The sequence below is a fragment of the Arthrobacter sp. 10L430 genome (assembly GCF_056395245.1).
In genome coordinates, this window is sequence record NZ_JBFTJD010000031.1 from 24,709 (window position 1) to 44,620 (window position 19,912).

Consider the following 19,912-nt stretch of genomic DNA (forward strand, 5'->3'; position numbering starts at 1 on the left):
GGCTGGTTCCCGCCGGCGTAGGCTTCGCCTCCGGCCCCTTGGTCAAGTAAGGCGAAGCCCATGCCCGGAAGCACCAATAGCTAGACGTAGCTCGGCTGCTCGAGGCTCCGGAACTCAGAGCCCTGGAAGACCAGCGGATCGCCGCTGTTGTCCCGGACCGATGTTCCGTGGACGCGAAGCAGGACAACCGAGTGGTCGCCGGCGGGGACTTCGCTTTCCACCGAGCAGTCGAGCCAGAGCCCGGCGTCGTTCAGGAATACTGCCCCCGGCCCGGTGGTGGTGATGTCGACGCCGGCGAAGCGCTCCGCCGATTTCGACGCAATCTGGCGGCAGACGTCGCCCTGGGAAGCAGCGAGCACCGAGACTCCGATCCGCCCGCCTGCCCGGACAAGCGGCCAGGTGCGGGAGCTGTTCTGCACGGCAAACATCACCAGCGGCGGGTCCAATGACACGCCCACGGTGAAGGTCGACGCCACAATTCCCTGCGGAGCCCCGTCCACGAGGGTGCACAACGCCGCTACGGCCGACGGGACGTGGCCGAAGGCTTCGCGCAGCGAGGACGGGTCCAGATCACCCTTCAAAGGCTCACGGTTCAAGGGCTCACGATTCAGAAACAAGGAGTTCTCTTCCCGTCAGTTCGGATAGGTCAACGGCTTCCGCGAAGGTGTTCGCCGGCCGGGCCAGCCCGTAGTGTTCACGGAGCGTGCGCCCGGTGTACTTGCGCCGGAACAGCCCGCGTGCGCGCAGGATGGGGATGACGTGGTCCACGAAGGCGTCCAGCCCGGAGGGAAGCACCGGCGGCATGATGTTGAACCCGTCCGCCGCGCCCTTCTCGAACCATTCCTGGATCGCGTCGGCCACCTGCTCCGGCGTGCCGGAGAACGTGCGGTGGCCGCGGCCCCCGCCAAGCCTCCCAATGAGCTGGCGGACCGTCAGCCGCTCCCGCCGCGCAAGCTCCACGATCAGCGTGTACCGGCTCTTGGCCCCCTCAATCTCATCCTCCGAGGGGAGGTCTTCCGGCAGCTGGGCGTCCAGCGGGAGGGACTCCGGGGAAACCCTCAGGACGCCTGCCAGCTGCTTCCGCGCGTGCTCGGGGTGGATGAGCTCGTCGAGCTGGCGTTCCAGCCGTCGTGCTTCCTGCTCGGTGGAGCCGATGATGGGGACGATGCCCGGCAGGATCTTGATCGTCTCCGGGTCCCTTCCCACGGCGGCGGTCTTCCTTTTCAGGTCCGCATAGAACCGCTGGGCTTCCGCCAGCGTCTGCTGCGCTGTGAAGACTGCCTCGGCGTAGCGGGCCGCGAAGTCCTTTCCGTCCTCTGAGGAACCGGCCTGGACGATCAGCGGATGGCCCTGCGGCGGACGGGGCACGTCCAGCGGTCCCTGGATCCGGAAGTACCGGCCGGTATGGTTCACGGCATGGACACGGGAGCTGTCCGCCCAGACGCCGGCTGCCTTGTCCCCTACCGGCGCATCGTCCTCCCAGCTGTCCCAGAGCTTCCGCGCAACGTCCAGGAATTCGGCCGCCCTCTCGTAGCGTCGCCAGTGCGCCGGCTGGTCTTCCAGCGAGAAGTTCCGCGCGGCGGCCTCGCCGGCTGTGGTCACCACGTTCCAGCCGGCCCGGCCGCCGCTGATGTGGTCCAGTGAGGCAAAGCGCCGGGCCAGGTTGTAAGGATCGTTGTAGGTGGTGGAGGCGGTGGCGATCAGCCCGATCCGGTCCGTGACGGCCGCGATGGCGCTGAGCAGCAGCGTGGGCTCGAGCGTGCCGTAGGGTCGCTGGCCAACATCACCATGGAGCACCGGCGAATCGGCGAAGAAGATTGAATCGAACGTTCCGCGCTCGGCCGTCCGGGCCAGCTGCTGGAAGTTCGCCACCTGCGTGCCCGCGAAGCTGTCGCTTTCCGGGAGCCGCCACGATGCCTCGTGGTGTCCGGTGCTCATGAGGAACGCGTTCAGGTGCAGCTGGCGTCCGCCGTCGGCTTCGCGCTTGGATGGTTTTGTCATGGCTTGGTTCCTTTTCGAAGAGTCTGACGCCGCTCAGGCGGCCTGGGATCCGACGGCGGTGCGCCAGCGGGAGAAATGACGTTCGACGGCGACCAGCAGGTAGTTGACCAGCAGGCCGAGCAGCGAAACGGTCAGGATCCCCGCATACATGTCCGGGATGAGGAAGCTCATCTGCGAATTCACGATCAGGTAGCCCAGGCCGGCCTTGGCACCCACCATTTCGGCCGCGATGAGCACCAGGATGGAGGATGTCCCGGCCATCCGGATGCCCGTGAAGATGGTGGGCACGGCAGAGGGCAGGATGACCTTCTGGAAGAGCTGGAAGTTGGACAGCCCGAGGGACCGGGCGGCGCGGATGAGCAGCGGATCCACGGTCCGCACGCCGGCGATGGTGTTCAGCAGCACCGGAAAGAATGCGGCGTAGGCCACGATGCTGATCTTTGATATTTCCCCGATCCCCAGGAGCAGTGTGAAGACCGGCAGCAGCGCCAGCGCGGCCGTGTTCCGGAAGACTTCCAGCAGGGGATTCAGGAACTGGTCCAGCGACCGGTACCAGGCGACCAGCAGGCCAAGGGCCACGGCCGCCACCACGGCGATGCCGAAGCCGCTGGCCGAGCGGGTAAGGCTCGCTGCCAGGTGGCTCTGCAGCTGTCCGTTCTCGATCAGGCGGGCCAGGGCCTGAAGCACCACATGCAGCGGCGGCAGGAATACGCGTGTCGAGGCCGGCGCCAGGTAGACGGGGCCAAGTTCCCAGAGCAGCAGGAACAGGATGATGGCGCCGGAGCCCCAGATGCCCCGGCCAGCGCGCCTGGCACCTGAGCGGAACCGGGCTGCGCCGGTATTCGGAGCCCAGGAACGCGCCTTGATTCCCCGTCTTTTGGTCGCCGGGGACGGGGCCGGCGCGGCCAGGGTGTTTGGATCTTTTATCAGTGTCGGAGTGCTCATCATGCTGCCTTTCCGGTGGAGACGTTCCTTGCTTCGTCCGGCGCTGAACCGTCCGGCTGGATCTTGACGTGCCCGGCTTCCTGTGCCCGCCGGACTTCGTCGTGAAGCAGCGACCAGACCTTGTGCCGGTGCTCAACGAACGCCGCGTTGGAGCGGACATCCTCATCCCCGGACCGGTCTCCGAGGTCGATGTCGACGATCTGCTTGAGCCGGCCAGGCCGGGAACTGAGCACCGCCACGCGTTGTCCCAGGTAAACGGCTTCGTCAATGCCATGGGTGATGAAAATGATGGTCTTTCCGGTGGTGGCCCAGATGCGCAGCAGTTCCGTCTGAAGCTGCTCGCGCGTCTGGGCGTCCAGTGCCGCGAACGGCTCGTCCATGAGCAGGACGTCCGGCTCATAGGCCAGGCTACGTGCGATGGCCACCCGCTGTTTCATCCCGCCGGAGAGCTCATGGGGGTACCGGTCCTCAAAACCACCCAGGCCTACGAGGTCCAGATATTCGCGGGCCTTTTCTGCACGCTCCTTGCGGCTGTAGCGCTTGCCGTTGCTGCCCGTTCCTTCAAGCCCGAAGGATACATTCGCTGCCGCCGTGCGCCACGGGAAGAGTGCGTACTGCTGGAAGACGACGGCGCGGTCCCGGCCCGGTCCCGTGACTTCCCTGCCGTCCACGAGGACTCTGCCGGTGTCCGGTTTGGTCAGGCCTGCAAGGAGGTCAAGGAGTGTGGTCTTGCCGGAGCCGCTCGGGCCTACGAGGGTAATGAATTCGCCGGCGGACACGTCCAGGGAGATTCCGTCGAGTGCCGTCAGGACGGACCCCTCGGGGTTCTCCTTGGTCGGCCGTACAGTGAATTTCTTGGTGATGTTCTCGAGGCTTATTTTCGGTGTGGGGCCGGTACCGGAGGTCATGTCGGGGGTTCCCTTCAGCAGGTCGTCTGAGATTCGTGATGGTGCCGGTGGTTGGCTTCTGTCCACCATCAGAACAGAGATGAATGCGCGCCTGAAGGGCCTGTTCACGCGGGGAAACCGGGCGTAATGCGCTGCCGCCCGGAGCCGTCCGGGCGGTCACGGGCCGGGGCGGACACACAGGGCAACAGTCCGTAAGAAGGGCGACGCGCAGAGACTTCTGAGCCGCTGAGTTCGGGCGCTCCGGCCCGCCAAGGGGCCATTGTGACGCCGGGACTAAGTACCGCTACGGCATGTGACAGGAGCCGTCATAAAACGCACCACCCCGGGGCCGGCTGGGCAAGGGAGGCGCCCAACGTTGATTGTTACGCGGCAGCGTCGAGGCACAGCGCCAGCTTGAGCGCGAACGAAAACTTGAGGCCCCGTTCGCGCCTAGGTGCGGGCGATCCGGGAGGAGAAGGCGTCGACGGCGGACGGAACCGCACGGTAAACGTCCAGTGAGGTGCCGCGCAGCGTCAGCCGACGCGGTGCTGCGACACGGACGCCGTCGGGCGGTGCGTTTCCCACCAACCGGTCCACGAGCATGGCGACGGCCCGTTCAGGAATCGATTCCGAACCCGCGGCGGATGACGCCTGCTGGGCGGCGCCGGGAACCAGAACATCAAAACCGGCCGGCTGCATTGCCGTCGAAATGACGACTTGCGCGACTCCTCGCCTGGCCAGCTCGGTGACGGTTGCGTCCTCATGGGCGTCCCGCGGCAGGCCCGCCACAATGATCCCGTCCGCGCAGCCCGCGAGCATGAACTGCCGCCACGCCTCGCCGAGCATGATGACCGACTGGTAACCGTGCTTCGGGAGGATGGCCGAGGCGGCCGTGGCCAGCGCACGGTCCGGAGGCCATTCCAGGTCACCGACGGCAATGGCGATCACGTCGGTCCGGCCCAGCCGCATCCCGCGGGCCGCTTTGTTGGCCACGTAGCCCAGGCCGGCTGCGGCGGCGAGTACACGGTCCTGGGTTGGTTGGCTGATCCGGGTGGTGCCGCCGTGTCTTCCGGACAGCACGTAGGACACAGTGGTCAGGGAGACCCCGGCCTTGTTGGCAACGTCGCGGATAGTGGGGTTCGATCCAAGCTTCATTTTGCAGCCGTCATTTGTGCGGGTGGTCGGCAATGGGTGCAAGCTGTTCCGGATCCCACTCCGGCTCGATGGACATGTCCACACCGGTTCCCGTCGTGGACCTCGGGCCCACTGTAACGGTGGTCGCCGCCGCGTGGGCCGGTCGTGCGATGCCGGTACGGACACTCTGGACGATTTCATCGCCCAGGAGCGGTCCCGTGTAGCTGATGCTGAGCTGTCCGTCCTTAATGTCGGTGTCATAGTTCCCCAGCGCGTCGGAGACGATTCCCTCCCTGTCCACGGCCGCCGACAATGCCGTGGGGTTGGCGGAGCCCACGCTGAACCGGAGGTCGTGGACCAGGGCCGAGAGGACGAAGAAGTTGTTGACGCCAAGTTTCCCGGTGCCCTGTTGGGTGGCTCGGTTCACGATCGCGCGGCCGTCGTCGAGCGTGGCTGTGGCGGGGAGTGCAACGATGATTTCGGGCACCACCTGCTGGAGCACCGCGGGCTCGAGCACGTCCGGGGAGATGTTGGAAAGCTTGGTGTTCCCCGCGGCCGCTTCCAGCTTCTTGCGGATGCCCGCGACGTCGGCGTCCAGCTCTGAGTGGACGGCGATCACCACGAGGCGGCGCACCATCAGCCCGTCATTGCTGACCACCGGCCGGCCATTGCCCAGGTCCTGCCCCTCCTCCGCCTGGGCCAGCACCTGGTCTGCTGCGGCGGCCGCAGACGAAGAGGCGGCTGGGGCCGGGGTGGCTGACGGGTTGGACTGGACCCCGCCGGTGCAGCCGCTGAGCGAGAGGGACAGCAGCACTGCCGGGGCGATGAGGAGAATTCGGTTCATGTCACGTTCCTGCCGGGTAGGCGGCCTTGTACTTTGATGCGTAGGACCCTTCGGGCTTCGTTTCCCAGACGGGCTTGTCTGCGTTGATGGGGTCGTTGTTCCTGAGGTCTCCGACCGCGAACTGGACCATCATGTCGTGGTCCTCGTGGACCAGGTTGTGGCAGTGGACCATGTAGCGGCCGCCCAGGTGTTTGCCGGTGTCGAACTGCATCAGCACGGTGACCGATTCGTTCTCCCCCGCGTAGAACACGTCCTTCGGGCCGCCCTCCCAGGCGAAGGGCTTGCCGCCGTTCGTGTTCCGGCCGATGATCTTTCCGTCGATCAGGTGGATGTGGACCGGGTGGAACCAGCCGCCTGATTCGTTGACGATGGTCCACTGCTCCACCTGCATGCGCTGTGGGTTCGCGAAACACCGGGTGAAGTTGGACTTCTCCACGGTGTCCCACGTTTCGCCGTTGATGGTCCACTCTCCGCCCTTGCGCTGGACCCGCAGGATTCTCTTGGCCACGGCCATGTCGGGGGTCAGTGCCATGGTTTCGATCCCGCCCGCGGCCTTTGTGGGGTGTGCGCCGATGTCCAGCGTCGAGGGGATGGCGCTGATGCTCCTGGATCCTGCCGGGGAAGGGGAGTTGGCCACGACCTGGAACTTCATCACCTTGCCGGTGTTGGCGAAGTTCACGTTGTTCTTGTTGCTCAGGTTCCGCAGCTCCACGGTCTGCCCGGGCTTGTATTTCCGGAAGTCGATGAGCACCTCGTACCGCTCGGCAGTGCCCTGCCGCCAGGACGGAACCGCCTGGACCTTCGGCGTCATGCCCGCGTCAGTGCCCACCACGTAGAACGGATCACCGGTGGACAGGGCGAACCGGTAGGACCGGGTGATCGAGCCGACCAGGAAGCGGAAGCGATAGATCCTGGGCTTGACCTTCATGGTGGGCCACGGCACGCCGTTGACCGTGATGATGTCGCCCCACAGCCCGGCGTGGCCGTTGTCGTTGTAGCCGAGGGAACCGTCCGCGTTCAGCATCACGTCAGAGACCAGGATCGGCACGTCGAACTCGCCCTGCGGCAGCTGCGCCTGCTCATATTTGTCCGAGAGGGCGTAGATGGCCGCGATGCCGGAGTACACACCCTGGGCGGTGAGCATGTGGTTGTGGTCGTGGTACCAGAGCGTTCGGGCAGCCTGCCAGTTCGGGTAGTGGTAGTTCTTCACCTTGCCCGGAGCCGTGCGGTCATTGGCATACCCGTCATACTGCGGCAGCGAGGCCGAGCCGTGCAGGTGGGTGACGGTGTTGAACGGCTCCGTGTACAGCAGGCCTTGCGCCGGCAGGCGGTTGCTGATCCGCACCTCGGTCCGGGTGCCCTGCGGAACGCGGATCGTCGGGCCTGGAAACGTCCCGTTATAGCCAGCAATCGTGGTGGAGAGTCCCGGGGCTATCTGGGCCTTGCCCAGCTTTTGCGACAGCGAATACTTCGCGAAGAGCTGGCCGTTGGGGTCCCTGCCGGTCGAGTAGGGGAGCAACTCGGGAGGCCGGCGGAACGTTGCACTGTACGGAACCGGCGTGTTGCTCGCCGCGAGCCTGCTGGGCGTGGTGATCGGCGTCGATCCCGCATCGTCCGCGCCGCCCTTTGCCGGCACACCGGCCAGGGCGGCGCCGCCGTTGGTCCCGGTGAGGGCAACAGCGCCGCCAAGCATGCTCAGTTTCAGCACGTCTCTCCGTGTTGCCATGACTTCCTCCAAGAATTGTGCGGTGTTCGAAGGAACACCGGCCGCGAGTTTCCTGCACAACTGCCTGTGGTGTGGAACACAGCCATGGTGCGCCAACGGACTTCTGAAAACCTTGGGGGAGGAATTCGGTGTGCAGGCGTGCCCACCCGAATTGGTGGTTTAGATTGGGGACATCCGCTGGCGCGGACAAAGCCGCGCGGCATTGCCGCGCGGCATTGCCGCGCATTTATTTGGGGGATAAATTGACGCTTTTTCCATCGCACCGGGCTCCGGCAAACCGCGCTCCGTCACGCCGCGCTCCGTCGCACCGGGCGCGGCGGCTGGCCACTTTGATCGCTGCCGCTGTGGTCACCATCCTGGCGGCGGGTAACGTTCCCGCCGCCCAGTCCGCTACGGTCCCCGCGGCCCAGGTATACGCAACCCAGGTCCCCGCGGCGCAGGTATACGCAGTCCAGGTTTACAACGCCTGCTCCCGGCTCACCGCAGGGCAGGTGCAGTTCAACACGTACGGCGCCCCGCGTGTCACGTTTGCGACCGCCACGGACCGGAACCGCACCCAAGTGGCCATTACCAGCTGCGTGAAAACAGCATCCGGGTACAGCACTGAATGGCAAACCACGGGATTCGCAGGCATCAACGGCTTTTCCGCACCTGGAAAGGCGTGGGAAGACACCAACCGCTCACCCACAGGGTCCTTTACCGTCACCGAGGCCCTGGGACGGCGGAATCCGGGCACGGCTTTGAGGTACCGCACCATCAAACCGTCCTCGCGCTGGGGCGGCGAGCGCGGGAGTACTTACAACCAGTACTTTGAAGGTGCCGGCGGGCCGGCGGACGAAAACCTGTGGACCTTCATGAACCAGGGCTACTACGAGCAGGCCGCGGTGATTAATTACAACCGACTTCCCGATGCCTCCACCATCCAGGGAGCCTCGTACGCCATCTTCTTCCACGCCGGAAAGGTTCCGTCCGCCGGCTGCATCTCCACCACGCTCTCCACCGTGACCCGTCTCCTCCGGACCAGCCGGCCCGGGGACCGAATCGTCATGGGCGCGGTGGGCGACGTTTTCCGTTCCGCGTCAAGGACAGGGCCCTCGGACACTGCCGGCAAGTCGCTTGCCTCTATCCACAGCAGCTCCGATGTTCTGGCCGTGGCACCGGATGGCACGTTGTGGAACTACCCCGCCCTGGGCAATGGCGGCCTCGGCCAGCGCGCGGCCATCGGCAAAGGGTGGGGATCTGCGCGCTCCGTCTCAAAGGTGGACTGGAACCGTGACGGCACCCTGGACCTGCTGGCGCAGTGGCCCAACGGAACGCTGACCGTTTACCCCGGCCGGCCGGCCGGCGGTTTCGGCGCGCCGTCTACCGCAGGGGCCGGCGGGTGGCAGCAGCTGACCATCACGGCCGGGACCTGGGACACCTCACGAAGGTATCCGGGTGTTCTGGCGCGCGACGCCGCGGGCAAGCTGTGGCTATACGACAACCCCGCAGGCCGCGGGCTGGGCACCCGGCGCCTGGTGGGCAGCGGATGGGGCAACGTTTCCAACTTCACCATCGCGGACTGGGACAACAACGGACGCCCGGATCTGCTGGCCTCCGGCCGGGACGGGATTCTCCGCCTCTACCGCCAGGACGGGAGGGGCAACTTCCTGAGCGAAGCCCGCCCGCAAATCGGCACCGGCTGGAGCGCCCGCAGCATCACCGCCAATTACAGTTTTCAGGGAGCCGGCACCCGCGGCCTGACCGTTCTGTTCCACGACGGCGCGCTGCGCTACTACCCGCTGGGCCTGGGCCGGTGGGGAGCACCGGGCACCATCGGGACAGGCTGGGGCGGCATCCGCACGCTCGTCCGCTGATGCGTGCGGCTACCCGATCAGTGCCAGCACCGCTCCCGCGGTGACCACTCCGCCCGCTTCGGCACGGATGCCGGTCACCGTTCCGTCGCGGTGCGCCGCGATCCGGGTTTCCATCTTCATCGCTTCAAGAACGACGACGGCGTCCCCCGCCGACACTTCGTCGCCCGGCTCTACGAGCCACTTCACCACGGTCCCGGCCATGTCTGCGCGCAGCTCCCCAGGGTCGGCGGCATCCGTGCCCGAACCGGCAGCCCCGCCGCCGGACCCCGAACCAATCGAAACCCCGGCCGGAAGCGCCCCACCGGACAGGGCCCCACCGGACAGTGTCCGGGCAGAAAGTGCCCAGCCGTCCAACAAATCCGCCGGCAGGCCCACCGCCATGCGGCGGCCGTCCACCTCCACGGTGATGGTGCGGCGTTCGCCGTCGGGCGCTGTGGTGCTGTAGCCCGGATCGGCCGGGATCCGGTCCGCGAAGTCGGTCTCTATCCAGCGGGTATGAATGCCCAGGCCGGTTTCGGAGGTGAAGTCCGGGGACTCGAGGACCGCCCGGTGGAACGGCAGCACGGTGGAAACGCCGGTGATGCGGATTTCCGCGAGGGCGCGGCGGGCCCGGCGCAGCGCCTGCTGGCGGTCCGCGCCCGTGACGATCAGCTTGGCCAGCAGGGAGTCGAACTGCGGCGCGACGAACGAGCCGGAGCGGACGCCGGTGTCCAGGCGGATGCCCGGACCGGTGGGACCGGAGAACTCGGCAATGGTTCCGGGTGACGGCAGGAAGCCGCGGCCCACGTCCTCGGCGTTGAGCCGGAACTCAAAGGAGTGGCCGCGCGGTGCCGGGTCCTCGGAGTAACGCAGGCGTTCTCCCGCCGCGATCCGGAACTGCTCCTGGACCAGGTCGATCCCGGTAGTTTCCTCGGTGATCGGATGCTCCACCTGCAGGCGGGTGTTGACTTCGAGGAACGCCACGGTGCCGTCCGTGGCCACGAGGAATTCCACTGTCCCGGCGCCGGAATAGCCGGCTTCCCGGCAGACTGCCTTGGCGGCGTCGTAAATCTGCTTCCGCTGGTCATCGCTGAGGAACGGCGCAGGGGCCTCCTCTACCAGCTTCTGGTGCCGCCGCTGGAGGGAACAGTCGCGGGTTCCTACGACGACCACGTTGCCGTGGGTATCCGCCAGGACCTGCGCCTCGACGTGGCGGGGACGGTCCAGGTAGCGCTCCACGAAGCATTCACCCCGGCCGAACGCGGCGACGGCTTCCCGGACCGCGGAGTCGAAGGCTTCCTCCACTTCGTCCAGGGCACGGACCACCTTCATGCCGCGCCCTCCGCCGCCGAAGGCTGCCTTGATGGCGATCGGCAGGCCGTGTTCTTCGGCGAAGGCGCGCGCTTCCGCGGCCGAGTTCACCGGACCGTCGCTGCCGGCCACGAGCGGCGCACCGGCGCGGACGGCCGTCTCCCGGGCGGTGATCTTGTTGCCAAGCAGCAAGATGGCCTCCGGCGTCGGGCCGATCCACGTCAGTCCGGCGTCCAGGACTGCCTGGGCGAAGTCGGCGTTCTCAGAGAGGAAGCCGTAGCCGGGATGGATGGCGTCCGCGCCGGACTGGGCGGCCGCGGCGAGCAGCTTGGGGATGTTCAGGTAAGTGTCCGCGGGAGAGTTCCCGCCCAAGGCGTACGCCTCGTCCGCGGCGGAGACGTGCACTGCGTCAGCGTCGACGTCCGCGTAGACGGCGACGGAGCCCAGCTGGGCGTCGTCGCAGGCCCGGGCAATCCGGACGGCGATTTCTCCGCGGTTGGCGATCAGGACCTTGCGCATCAGTTACTCGCTTTTCGTTCGGAAGTGGTTTCGGGGGCCGCTGCGGCGGCTGGGATCTCGGCGGAAGGGGAAACGGGGGCTGGAATTTTTTCAGCAGGGGCCCAGCGGAAGCGGATCTTGCCGCCAATCGGGATCTGGGCTGCGATGTCGAGCTGGTGGTCCACCACGACGGCGATGACCGGGTAGCCGCCGGTGATCGGATGGTCGGCGAGGAAGAGTACGGGCAGGCCCTCCGGCGGGACCTGAAGGGCTCCGGCAACCGTGCCCTCACTGGGGAGTTCGCCTGCGCGGCTGCGCTGCAGCGGCGTGCCGTTCAGGCGCATGCCCACCCGGTTGGACTGCGGCTTCACCTCCCACTCCTGGCCGGCAAAAGACGCCAGCGCCTCCTGATCGAACCAGTCGGCGCGCGGGCCGGGGACGACGTCGAGCACGGTCACCCCGGTGCCCGGGAACTCCGGCTGCAGCTCGGGGGTCCCGACGACGCCGGATTCGGTCTCGCCACCGGCGGCAAGGACCTGGCCGGCGGCAAGCGGCGCCGGGCCGATGCCGGACATGGTGTCGGTGGAACGGCTGCCGAGCACGGGCGCTACGTCCACTCCTCCGCGTACGGCGAGGTAGCTGCGGAAACCACTCTCCGGCGCGCCGATGGTCAGAGTCTCGCCGTCGAGCAAGGCGAAGGGGGTGGCTACCGGAACCGAGCGCCGCACGGTCCCGGAATCCTCGTCTGAAGCAGAGTCGTCTGAAGCAGAGTCAACGGTCAGTTCCGACGGCGCGCCGGCGACGGCGAGGACCTGGTCCCCGACGGCCGTCACCGTGAGTCCGCCGGCGACAGTCTCTACGGCGGCGGCCGACGGCGGGTTTCCCACGAGGCGGTTGGCCCGCCGCAGCGAGGCCCGGTCCAGCGCTCCGGCGGCGGAAACCCCCAGTGCGGAGTGGCCGTAGCGGCCGAGATCCTGGATCAGGCTGTAAAGTCCCGGAGAAACGATCTGCAGGCCGGAAGGAACGTCCTGCGGCTCCGCCGCGGCAACGGCTTCATCAGCCAGTGTTACTGCGTCCCGGACGGCACGGAACTGCACCCGGTGGCCGGGGCTCGCCAGCGCGGGCTGTTCACGGTCCAGGTCCCACATTTTCGCGCCGGTGCGGCCGATGAGCTGCCAGCCGCCCGGGGACCGGCGCGGGTACACGGCAGAGTAGTTGCCGGCCAGGGCCACCGAGCCGGCGGGAACGGCGGTGCGCGGTGAGCTGCGGCGGGGCACTTCGAGGACCTGGTTCTCCCCCACCATGTAGCCGAAGCCAGGGGCGAAGCCGGCGAAGGCCACAGTCCAGATCTGCCCGGTGTGAGCGGCTATCACGCCGTCCGCTCCGAGGCCGGTCAGCTCCCCCACTTCGGTGAGGTCTTCGCCGTCGTACACAGTGTCAATGACCACCAGGTCGCCGTCCCGCTGGGGCGGCGCGGTGAGGTCGAGTTGCAGCAGCAGCGCGGCGATGCGTCGTGCAGCTGCCGGCGAATCCGCCGTCAGCAGGACCGTCTCGGCCGCGGCCAGAACGTCCTGCTGGCCCGGCAGCGGGTTCTCCAGCAGCAGCGCCTGCAGGGCGAGAACGTCCCGGGTGCCGGAGAGTTCGGCGAGCACCGCCCGGGTCCCCACCGCACGCACGGACCTGACCTTCTGAACGGCCGCCTTTTGTGCTGCCACTGTTTCCATAGCCGCTTCCATCGTTGCCGGTGCCGTGAACGGGATCTGAGCCACTTAGGCGCGCGATTCCTGCAGCAGCCGTTCTTCCTCGGCCGTCTGCGGGTTCCGGCCGAGCGCCAGGCCGATGACGGTGACCACGGACGCCACCAGCAGGTACACCGCGATCAGTAGCCAGTCGCCGGACGCTGCGTAGAGGGCGGTGAAGATCAACGGTGCCACGGCGCCGCCGATCACTCCGGCCAGCGTGTAGGCCAGCGAGCTGCCGGCGTAGCGCAGCCGGGCCGGGAACTGCTCGGTGATGTACGCCGCCTGCGGGCCGTACATGAACGCGTGGAAGGCCAGGCCGATCACGACGCCGACGGTGAGCATCAGGACGGATTTGCCCTGGATCATCAGGAAGAACAGCGGGGTGTACGCAGCGGTTCCGACTGCGGCAATTCCGTAGACGAGGCGGCGGTTGAAGCGGTCCGTGAGGGCCCCGGCTGCGGGAATAAGTACCAGCTGGAAGGCGGAACCGATCAGGATGGCGCCGAGGACATTGCCGGTGGTCATGCCCAGTTCCTTGGTGGCGTAGACCGCCACGAAGACGGTGAAGAGGGCGTAGAGAACATCGGGGCAGACCCGGGACAGGGCTGCCGCGACCAGGGCACGCGGTTCCTTGGTGAAGACCTCCTTGATGGGGGCCTTGGGCTGTTCACCGTGGGCAAGGATGGCCTTGAAGACCGGGGTTTCCTCGAGCTTGAGCCTGATGAGCAGGCCGAAGACCACGAGGAGTGCGGAGGCCAGGAAGGCGACGCGCCAGCCCCAGGAAAGGAAGGCCTCGTTGCTAAGGGTCGCTGCCAGCACGGCCAGGACGCCGTTGGCCATCAGGTTGCCGGCCGGCGGGCCGATCTGCGCGGCCGAAGACCAGAAGCCGCGCTTGTGGGCATCGCCGAATTCGCTGGAGAGCAGGACGGCTCCGCCCCATTCGCCGCCGACGCCGATGCCCTGGGCCAGTCGCAGCAGCACCAGGATGACCGGGGCGGCGACGCCGATGACCGAGTAGTCAGGCAGCGCACCGATCAGCACCGTGGCTGCGCCGATCAGCATGAGGGTAACTACCAGGACTTGCTTGCGGCCGATCTTGTCGCCGAGCCGGCCGAAGATCACACCGCCGATGGGGCGGGCGAGGTAGCCGACGGCGAACGCCGAGAAGGAAAGGAGCAGCCCGACGAACTCGTCATTGCCGGGGAAGAAGATCTTGGGGAAGACGAGGGCGGAAGCCACCGAATAGATGGCGAAGTCGTAGTACTCAAGGGACGTGCCGGTGAGGCTGGCGACGTAGGCCTTGAGTGCCCCGGGCGGCATCCTCTTGGTTTGCGGCTTCTTTGCCGGGGACGGCGTTCCGGGTGTGGACCCGGCCGGTGATGGGTTTGAGGCGGTCATTAGATACTCCGGGGTTGGGGTGTTGGAGTGCTTGGAAGGGTTATCCGGCCATGCTGCGGCAGGCAGGCCGGGCGGTCAGGCAAAGGCGGCGACGGTGACGCCTGCTGCGGTCAGGGCTGACTTCACGGCTGTGGCCATGGCAACGGCTCCGGGGGAATCGCCGTGCACACAGATGCTTTCTGCGCGGATTTTCAGGACGGAACCGTCCACGGTGCGGACGGCGGAATCAGTGGCCATCTGTAGGACATGTTCCGCCACTTCTGCGGGATCATCAAGGACAGATCCTGGCAGGGAGCGGGACACGAGCGTGCCGTCCGGGTTGTATGCCCGGTCGGCGAAGGCTTCCGGGACGGCACGCAGGCCGGCGGCTTCCGCCAGGCGGAGCACCTCCGAGCCGGGAAGCCCCAGAATGGGCAGCTGGGCGTCCAGCGATTTCACAGCGTCAACCACGGCCTGTGCCTGCGCCGTGTGGTGGACGATCGCGTTGTAGAGCCCGCCGTGCGGTTTAACGTACTGGACGCGCGTGCCCTCCGCCGCGGTCAGCGCCTGCAGCGCGCCGATCTGGTAGACGACGTCGTCCGCGAGCTCGTTGGGCGCTATGTCCAGAAAGCGGCGGCCAAAACCGGCAAGATCGCGGTAGCCCACATGTGCGCCGATGACGACGCCGGCGGCGGCCGCCTGCCGGCAGGTCTTCCGAATAACGCTGGGATCACCGGCGTGGAAGCCGCAGGCCACGTTGGCGCTCGTGACGGAGCGGAACATCGCCTGGTCATCGCCCAGCGTCCACCGCCCGAATGATTCTCCGACGTCGCTGTTCAGGTCGATCTTCGTCATTGTGATCCTCGTCTCATAGAAGCCTGAGTTCTAGGATGCACCACTTTTGAGAATTGTTCAACAATCCAACGATTAAACGATGTGGCAATCGTGTAAATTCGAGGCATGACGAGCCCAGATCGCAACGCCCGGAGTGCCGCCGCCCCAGCCGCTGTAGCCGCTGCAGCCAACGGCGCATCGGTTCCCGGGGCACGCCTTCGGGTAGCCGTGCCCTCGGTGGCGGAGCGGGTTGCCCAGGAGCTGCGGCACCAACTTGCCGAAGGGCTGCTGCTGCCTGGCGCCAGGCTCACGGAAGCCGCGCTGGCCGAGGATCTAGGCGTTTCACGCAACACTGTCCGCGAGGCCTTCGCCGAGCTGGCCAGCGAGCGGCTCCTGGTCCGGCATCCCAACCGTGGTGTGTTCGTGGCGAGTCTTGGCGCCGGTGACATCCACGACGTCTACACCGTCCGCCGCGCCATCGAGGTAAGCACCATCCGGAACGGGGGCACCACGGAGCAGATTGCGGCCGTGCGCGCCGCTGTGGAAGAGGGCAAGAAAGCCGCGGCCGCGAATGACAATGAGGGGCTCGGCAGCGCCAACCAGCATTTCCACCGCGCCATTGTGGCCATGGCCGGAAGCCGGCGCCTGGACACAATCATGTCCCAGGTCCTCGCCGAGATGCGACTGTTCTTCCACAAGGCCACGGTGGACGCCGAGTTCTACAGCGGATACCTGGAGGACAACGAGCAGATCTGCGCCGCGTTGGAAGCCGGGGACGGTGAGCGCGCGTCAGAGCTGATGCTGGCGTACCTTGACCGGTCCGAGGCCCAGCAGGTCGCCATTCACGGCGCCTGAGAGCGCAGGTGCCTGGCTAGCGCTTGCCCTTTTTCCGCGAGCCGCGGCCGCGGCCCTTGTCCGGGTTGGGGGCGTAACGCTGGGCCACCTTGGGCTTCTTGGCACCGGTGCCGCGGCGGTCCGGCTTGGGTTCCTTCTTCGGCTTCTCCTGCTGGGCGGACGGCTGCCGGGAGCTCTGGGCGGTGCGCCCGCGGACAATGCCGATGAACTCCTCTATCACCTCGTCCGTGGCATCGCTGGGCCACGCCAAGGCAATTTCGGTGCCGGGCGCCCCTGTGAGCCGGCGGGCCACGGTGTCCTTGACGTTGAAGTGCCTGGCCACGGACATGGGCAGGATGAGCAGGCCCGCCCCCGACGCCACCACCTGCAGGGCAGTTTCCGGCCCGCCGAGCCCGTCGGCGTCGAGGAAGGTCTCCTCCGCGAGGTCCTCCAGTGCCACTTCCTCGAACACCGAGATCTCATGGCCCTTGGGTGCCACCACCACCGGCTGTTCTTCATACAGCGGAATGACATTCAGGCCCTCGCGGTCCACGGGCAGCCGCACAAAACTGAGGTCGGCGGAACCGTCGCGCAGCACGGAAAGCTGCGTGCCGCCGTCGGACATGAACCCGCGCAACGGAACATGCGGCATCCGCTCTTCCCAGCGGCGGATCCACTTTCCCGGCGTGACGCCGGCGACGTACGCGAAGCGAAGCTCCCGCCGGCCGGGTTCTGGCGGGGCGGGGGCTAATGTGGATTCATCTTCAGCGGGCACACGTTCACAGTACCGCCCGAGCTCAGTACCGCCAGAGCCCTATGCCGCCGGTGCCCCGCGCGGTGCCCGCTCTTGGTTCACCGTTGGTCCCCTTCCGGTACGCAGCCAGATACCCTTGAAGCATGACCTCTGCTAACTCCCAGTCCATGAAGCCGGCCACCGTTGCCAAGAAGCTTGGCATCTACCTGCCCGCAACACCCCAGGAGTTCCAGGATTCAACCATCACGCGCGCCGATTTCGCCGAACTCCAGGCGAACCCGCCGGAGTGGCTGGCCGAGCTGCGCCGCAACGGCCCGCACCCCCGCCCTGTGGTGGCGCAGAAGCTGAATGTCTCGATCAGCGGACTGGCCCGCGGCGGCGTCGAAGAGGCCCTGACGACGGCGGAAATCACCGCGCTGCTGCAGGCTCCCCCCGCGTGGCTGGTCGCCGAGCGCTCCACCCACGCCGCGGTGCGCGCCGAGGCTCAGCGCGTCAAAGACGAGGCTGCCAAGAAAGACGCCAAGAAGGCGCGCCAGGCCTAGCTGGAGCTTCCGGCAGCACAAAAGCTGCCGCAACCCTTGCGATAACCCGGACTCCTGATCCCCCATCCCGAGGGGATGCCAGCGCGGCTGGGGGGCCCGGGCCCCCGAGCCGGCCTGCCGCCCGCAGAAGCCAGACGGGGCGCGGCCATACCAGCTGCCGCCACGACGAACGGACCTGCTCATCCGGTCCGCTCCCCCACCATCTGGGGGCCCAAGGGGGCCGCAGAAATGACGGCGGGAGACGCTCCAAAGGCCCGCGAGGAACAGCGTTTCCCCAAGGCGGGCTATTGATTCTGTGATTGTGCGTGAAGGTATCGCGCACCTCGGATCGATGAGGTCATCATGAAATCAGCACAACCCGAGCCGGAAGCGCACACTTCACGCCTTCCCGGTACCCGCAGGGCCGGAATCATTGCAACCGTTTCGGCCGTGGTCTGCGCAACATCCGTCTTTGCCATTCCAGCTGCCAGCGCCGCCGTCCCCACGTTCCCGGACAACATCGTCGTTTTCCCGGACCGTGACTTCGTCACCATCGAGGGGTACCAGGACCACATCGGCGAGACCGCCACAGTGGAGGTCAGCCGCGCCGGTGCCGGCGTCATCGGCTCCGCCAAGGGCATAGTCGCGGCCGGGGACGTCGCCTTCGAAGTCAACCACCCCGGCGGCTATTGCTGGGGAGCAGGAACCGGCCTGAACATCACTCCCGACATCCGTCCCGGCGACACCGTTTCCCTGAAGTTCGGCGCCGCGGCTGCCGGAGACACCCGGGTTCAGGACGCGTACGTCACGGGCGACTCCAGCGTCAGCGGCAGCACCGTCACGGTCAAGGGGCACGTCGGAACGGGAGTCACGCGGGCACAGATGGAACAGCGCATCATTGAGCCGGCACTCAGGGACACCACCGTCGCCCGCCGCGACATCCGGGCCGTCTCTGGCCCCCTCACCGCTGCCCCCAAGGGCGGCTACTCGTCGAGCCTTGAATTCGATGTCGACGGGCCCAACACCTTCACCGCAACGTACGTTTTCGACGACGCGGCAACAGCGCAAATGGCCGCTAACGCCGGGCTCGGCGAGCGCGCCATGTCCTGGGAGTTCGAGGATGCCGACGCCAACCGCCAGGGCCTGACCATTGCCGAGTACGGCGAGCCGGGCGGCCCCGGCATGGGAGGCTGCCCCAACGGTCCCCTGCAGTCCGGCCCCGCGGGACCCACCAATGTCGCAGCCGCCAAGGTGTCCGGAGGTCTCAAGCTGACCTGGAAGCCCGCCGAAGCCATACCCGGCACACCGGCCATCACCGGCTACCGCGCCGTGGCCGTCGGCCAGACCGTCACCAGCAGCGAGCAGATCGAAATCGGCAAGCGTATCTCCGGCCAGGCCGCCTTTAGCACCACGATTACGGGCCTCGCGACCGGAGAAAACTATGACGTCTACATGGTTGCGGTCAGCAGCACCGGGGAAACCTACCCGGCCATCCACGCAATCCCGCAAACGGACACCACGGCACCAACGGTGAGTGCAACGCCCAACGGCGGCACGTCCCCCGTCGCGCAGCGGGTAGCGCTGGCCGCCAACGAGACCGGCAGCGACATTTATTACACCATCGACGGATCTGATCCCGTTCTCTCGGGCGGTGTCCTTGGAGCCACCGCCGTCCACTACACCGGCCCGATGGACATCTCAGCCAGCACCACGCTGAAGTTCGCCGCCTTCGATCCCTCCGGCAACGTCTCCACCATCAGCGAAGCCGTCTTCAAGGTCACCAACGACCCCGTTCCGGCAGCTCCGGCCTTTTCCGGGACACCCGTTGTGGGCCAGGGCACGGCAAGCCTGACCTGGACCGCACCTGACCCGGGCGCGGCCGGCCTGACCATCACCGGCTACACGATCCAGGCGTACACAGCTGACGGCACCGCGTTCGGCGCACCCAAGACGGCGCCCGGCACGGCCACGTCCCTTGTCTACGACGGACTCGCCGGCGACACCGCCTACCAGTTCACCATCAGGGCCAGCAACATCAACGGCACCAGTCCCGAATCGGCCAAGACCGCGTCCACGACCGCCCAGGGCGCCGTGGTGGCAATCGCCGGCCCGGACCAGACCGTCACCCGCCGCACCACAGCCACCACTGTGGCACTGGACGGCACCGGATCCACCACAACGGGCGCCAAGTACAAGTGGGAACAGGTACTTTCCGGGGCAACTGATCCGAACAAGGTGACGATTGCCGGCGGCACCACGCTGAAGCCGACGTTCAGCCTTCCGGTCTTCAAATCACCGATGACGAACAGTCCGCTCACTTTCCGGCTGACGGTCACCGTTGGCACCACGGTCCGGACAGACGAGGTCACGGTGACGCCGGTAGCGGACAGGGTCACGATTGGTATCGCACAGTGGAGGGCCGGCGATCTCAGGATCAGCGGCACCAGCAGCGTGGTCGGCGGCGTCATCACCGTTCACTCCGGAAGCGCCACCGGCCCCGTGCTGGGCCAGGTAGCCGTTACGGCCGCCGCGGCCCCCGCGACCGGTGGAGACTACAACCTCCGCCTGCGCAACGCCGCAGCCGGAGCCAGCAACCCCGGCAAAGTCTGGATTGAGTCCACCGTAGGTGGAACGGCCGGGCCCGCCACCGTCGTGAACCGCTAGGAGAC

The 19,912-nt window shown here is 67.1% G+C and carries 16 protein-coding genes; 4 read left to right on the forward strand and 12 right to left on the reverse strand.

Going from position 1 to position 19,912, the window contains the following annotated elements; translation table 11 throughout:
- Positions 1-80: 80 nt before the first annotated feature.
- The 7 genes from AC1DDG_RS19560 to AC1DDG_RS19590 all read right to left on the reverse strand — a co-directional run bounded on the left by AC1DDG_RS19560 (position 81) and on the right by AC1DDG_RS19590 (position 7,537).
- On the reverse strand, positions 81-596 hold the full coding sequence (locus AC1DDG_RS19560) for a flavin reductase family protein (protein WP_476877365.1): 516 nt from the start codon (positions 594-596) through the stop codon (positions 81-83).
- Between the two features lie 4 nt (positions 597-600).
- The gene (locus AC1DDG_RS19565; protein ID WP_476877366.1) at positions 601-2,001 is read right to left on the reverse strand and encodes an LLM class flavin-dependent oxidoreductase; all 1,401 of its coding nucleotides are present in this window, start codon (positions 1,999-2,001) and stop codon (positions 601-603) included.
- Between the two features lie 33 nt (positions 2,002-2,034).
- Positions 2,035-2,946 carry an ABC transporter permease gene (locus AC1DDG_RS19570; protein WP_476877367.1) on the reverse strand — a complete coding sequence of 304 codons (912 nt, stop codon included), beginning with the start codon at positions 2,944-2,946 and terminating at the stop codon, positions 2,035-2,037.
- The gene (locus tag AC1DDG_RS19575; RefSeq protein WP_476877368.1) at positions 2,946-3,854 is read right to left on the reverse strand and encodes an ABC transporter ATP-binding protein; all 909 of its coding nucleotides are present in this window, start codon (positions 3,852-3,854) and stop codon (positions 2,946-2,948) included. The genes AC1DDG_RS19570 and AC1DDG_RS19575 overlap by 1 nt, the downstream gene beginning before the upstream one ends.
- A 429-nt stretch (positions 3,855-4,283) precedes the next feature.
- Entirely contained in the window at positions 4,284-4,988 is a 705-nt protein-coding gene (locus AC1DDG_RS19580; protein ID WP_476877369.1) for a LacI family DNA-binding transcriptional regulator, read from the reverse strand.
- 10 nt (positions 4,989-4,998) lie between these two features.
- A complete protein-coding gene (locus AC1DDG_RS19585; protein WP_476877370.1) occupies positions 4,999-5,811 on the reverse strand; it encodes a hypothetical protein in 813 nt (270 codons plus the stop codon).
- Between the two features lies 1 nt (position 5,812).
- Positions 5,813-7,537, reverse strand: coding sequence for a multicopper oxidase family protein (locus tag AC1DDG_RS19590; protein WP_476877371.1), 1,725 nt, complete (start codon positions 7,535-7,537; stop codon positions 5,813-5,815).
- Between the two features lie 242 nt (positions 7,538-7,779).
- Here AC1DDG_RS19590 and AC1DDG_RS19595 point away from each other — a divergent pair, with 242 nt between their 5' ends.
- Positions 7,780-9,393, forward strand: a complete 1,614-nt coding sequence (locus AC1DDG_RS19595; RefSeq protein ID WP_476877372.1) for an FG-GAP-like repeat-containing protein — start codon at positions 7,780-7,782, stop codon at positions 9,391-9,393.
- Between the two features lie 9 nt (positions 9,394-9,402).
- Here AC1DDG_RS19595 and AC1DDG_RS19600 read toward each other — a convergent pair whose 3' ends face one another.
- The 4 genes from AC1DDG_RS19600 to AC1DDG_RS19615 all read right to left on the reverse strand — a co-directional run bounded on the left by AC1DDG_RS19600 (position 9,403) and on the right by AC1DDG_RS19615 (position 15,155).
- Positions 9,403-11,202 (reverse strand): acetyl/propionyl/methylcrotonyl-CoA carboxylase subunit alpha, encoded by a 1,800-nt coding sequence (locus tag AC1DDG_RS19600; RefSeq protein ID WP_476877373.1) that lies wholly within the window; start codon positions 11,200-11,202, stop codon positions 9,403-9,405.
- On the reverse strand, positions 11,202-12,905 hold the full coding sequence (locus tag AC1DDG_RS19605; RefSeq protein WP_476877374.1) for a 5-oxoprolinase subunit B/C family protein: 1,704 nt from the start codon (positions 12,903-12,905) through the stop codon (positions 11,202-11,204). The genes AC1DDG_RS19600 and AC1DDG_RS19605 overlap by 1 nt, the downstream gene beginning before the upstream one ends.
- Before the next feature lie 45 nt (positions 12,906-12,950).
- Positions 12,951-14,243 carry an MFS transporter gene (locus AC1DDG_RS19610; RefSeq protein ID WP_476877402.1) on the reverse strand — a complete coding sequence of 431 codons (1,293 nt, stop codon included), beginning with the start codon at positions 14,241-14,243 and terminating at the stop codon, positions 12,951-12,953.
- Positions 14,244-14,396: 153 nt separating this feature from the next.
- The gene (locus AC1DDG_RS19615) at positions 14,397-15,155 is read right to left on the reverse strand and encodes a LamB/YcsF family protein (protein WP_476877375.1); all 759 of its coding nucleotides are present in this window, start codon (positions 15,153-15,155) and stop codon (positions 14,397-14,399) included.
- 105 nt (positions 15,156-15,260) lie between these two features.
- Here AC1DDG_RS19615 and AC1DDG_RS19620 point away from each other — a divergent pair, with 105 nt between their 5' ends.
- Positions 15,261-15,989, forward strand: a complete 729-nt coding sequence (locus tag AC1DDG_RS19620) for a GntR family transcriptional regulator (RefSeq protein ID WP_476877376.1) — start codon at positions 15,261-15,263, stop codon at positions 15,987-15,989.
- A 16-nt stretch (positions 15,990-16,005) separates the two neighbouring features.
- Here the strand turns inward: AC1DDG_RS19620 and AC1DDG_RS19625 are convergent, their stop codons facing one another.
- The gene (locus AC1DDG_RS19625; protein ID WP_476877377.1) at positions 16,006-16,743 is read right to left on the reverse strand and encodes a LysR family substrate-binding domain-containing protein; all 738 of its coding nucleotides are present in this window, start codon (positions 16,741-16,743) and stop codon (positions 16,006-16,008) included.
- Between the two features lie 122 nt (positions 16,744-16,865).
- On the opposite strand from AC1DDG_RS19625, the gene AC1DDG_RS19630 reads away from it, so the two are divergent.
- Together AC1DDG_RS19630 and AC1DDG_RS19635 are read left to right on the forward strand one after the other, a co-directional pair.
- A complete protein-coding gene (locus tag AC1DDG_RS19630) occupies positions 16,866-17,264 on the forward strand; it encodes a DUF5997 family protein (protein WP_476877378.1) in 399 nt (132 codons plus the stop codon).
- Positions 17,265-17,606: 342 nt separating this feature from the next.
- Positions 17,607-19,907: a fibronectin type III domain-containing protein gene (locus tag AC1DDG_RS19635; protein WP_476877379.1), complete on the forward strand. Its 2,301-nt coding sequence runs from the start codon at positions 17,607-17,609 to the stop codon at positions 19,905-19,907.
- The last annotated feature ends 5 nt before the right edge of the window (positions 19,908-19,912 follow it).

Coding starts and splice junctions, on each gene's coding strand:
- AC1DDG_RS19600 (WP_476877373.1), bottom strand. CDS start 11,202: ATGCGCAAGGTCCTGATCGCCAACCGCGGAGAAATCGCCGTCCGGATT.
- AC1DDG_RS19615 (WP_476877375.1), bottom strand. CDS start 15,155: ATGACGAAGATCGACCTGAACAGCGACGTCGGAGAATCATTCGGGCGG.
- AC1DDG_RS19605 (WP_476877374.1), bottom strand. CDS start 12,905: ATGGAAACAGTGGCAGCACAAAAGGCGGCCGTTCAGAAGGTCAGGTCC.
- AC1DDG_RS19565 (WP_476877366.1), bottom strand. CDS start 2,001: ATGACAAAACCATCCAAGCGCGAAGCCGACGGCGGACGCCAGCTGCAC.
- AC1DDG_RS19620 (WP_476877376.1), top strand. CDS start 15,261: ATGACGAGCCCAGATCGCAACGCCCGGAGTGCCGCCGCCCCAGCCGCT.
- AC1DDG_RS19635 (WP_476877379.1), top strand. CDS start 17,607: ATGAAATCAGCACAACCCGAGCCGGAAGCGCACACTTCACGCCTTCCC.
- AC1DDG_RS19580 (WP_476877369.1), bottom strand. CDS start 4,988: ATGAAGCTTGGATCGAACCCCACTATCCGCGACGTTGCCAACAAGGCC.
- AC1DDG_RS19570 (WP_476877367.1), bottom strand. CDS start 2,946: ATGAGCACTCCGACACTGATAAAAGATCCAAACACCCTGGCCGCGCCG.
- AC1DDG_RS19585 (WP_476877370.1), bottom strand. CDS start 5,811: ATGAACCGAATTCTCCTCATCGCCCCGGCAGTGCTGCTGTCCCTCTCG.
- AC1DDG_RS19610 (WP_476877402.1), bottom strand. CDS start 14,243: ATGCCGCCCGGGGCACTCAAGGCCTACGTCGCCAGCCTCACCGGCACG.
- AC1DDG_RS19575 (WP_476877368.1), bottom strand. CDS start 3,854: ATGACCTCCGGTACCGGCCCCACACCGAAAATAAGCCTCGAGAACATC.
- AC1DDG_RS19590 (WP_476877371.1), bottom strand. CDS start 7,537: ATGGCAACACGGAGAGACGTGCTGAAACTGAGCATGCTTGGCGGCGCT.
- AC1DDG_RS19630 (WP_476877378.1), top strand. CDS start 16,866: ATGACCTCTGCTAACTCCCAGTCCATGAAGCCGGCCACCGTTGCCAAG.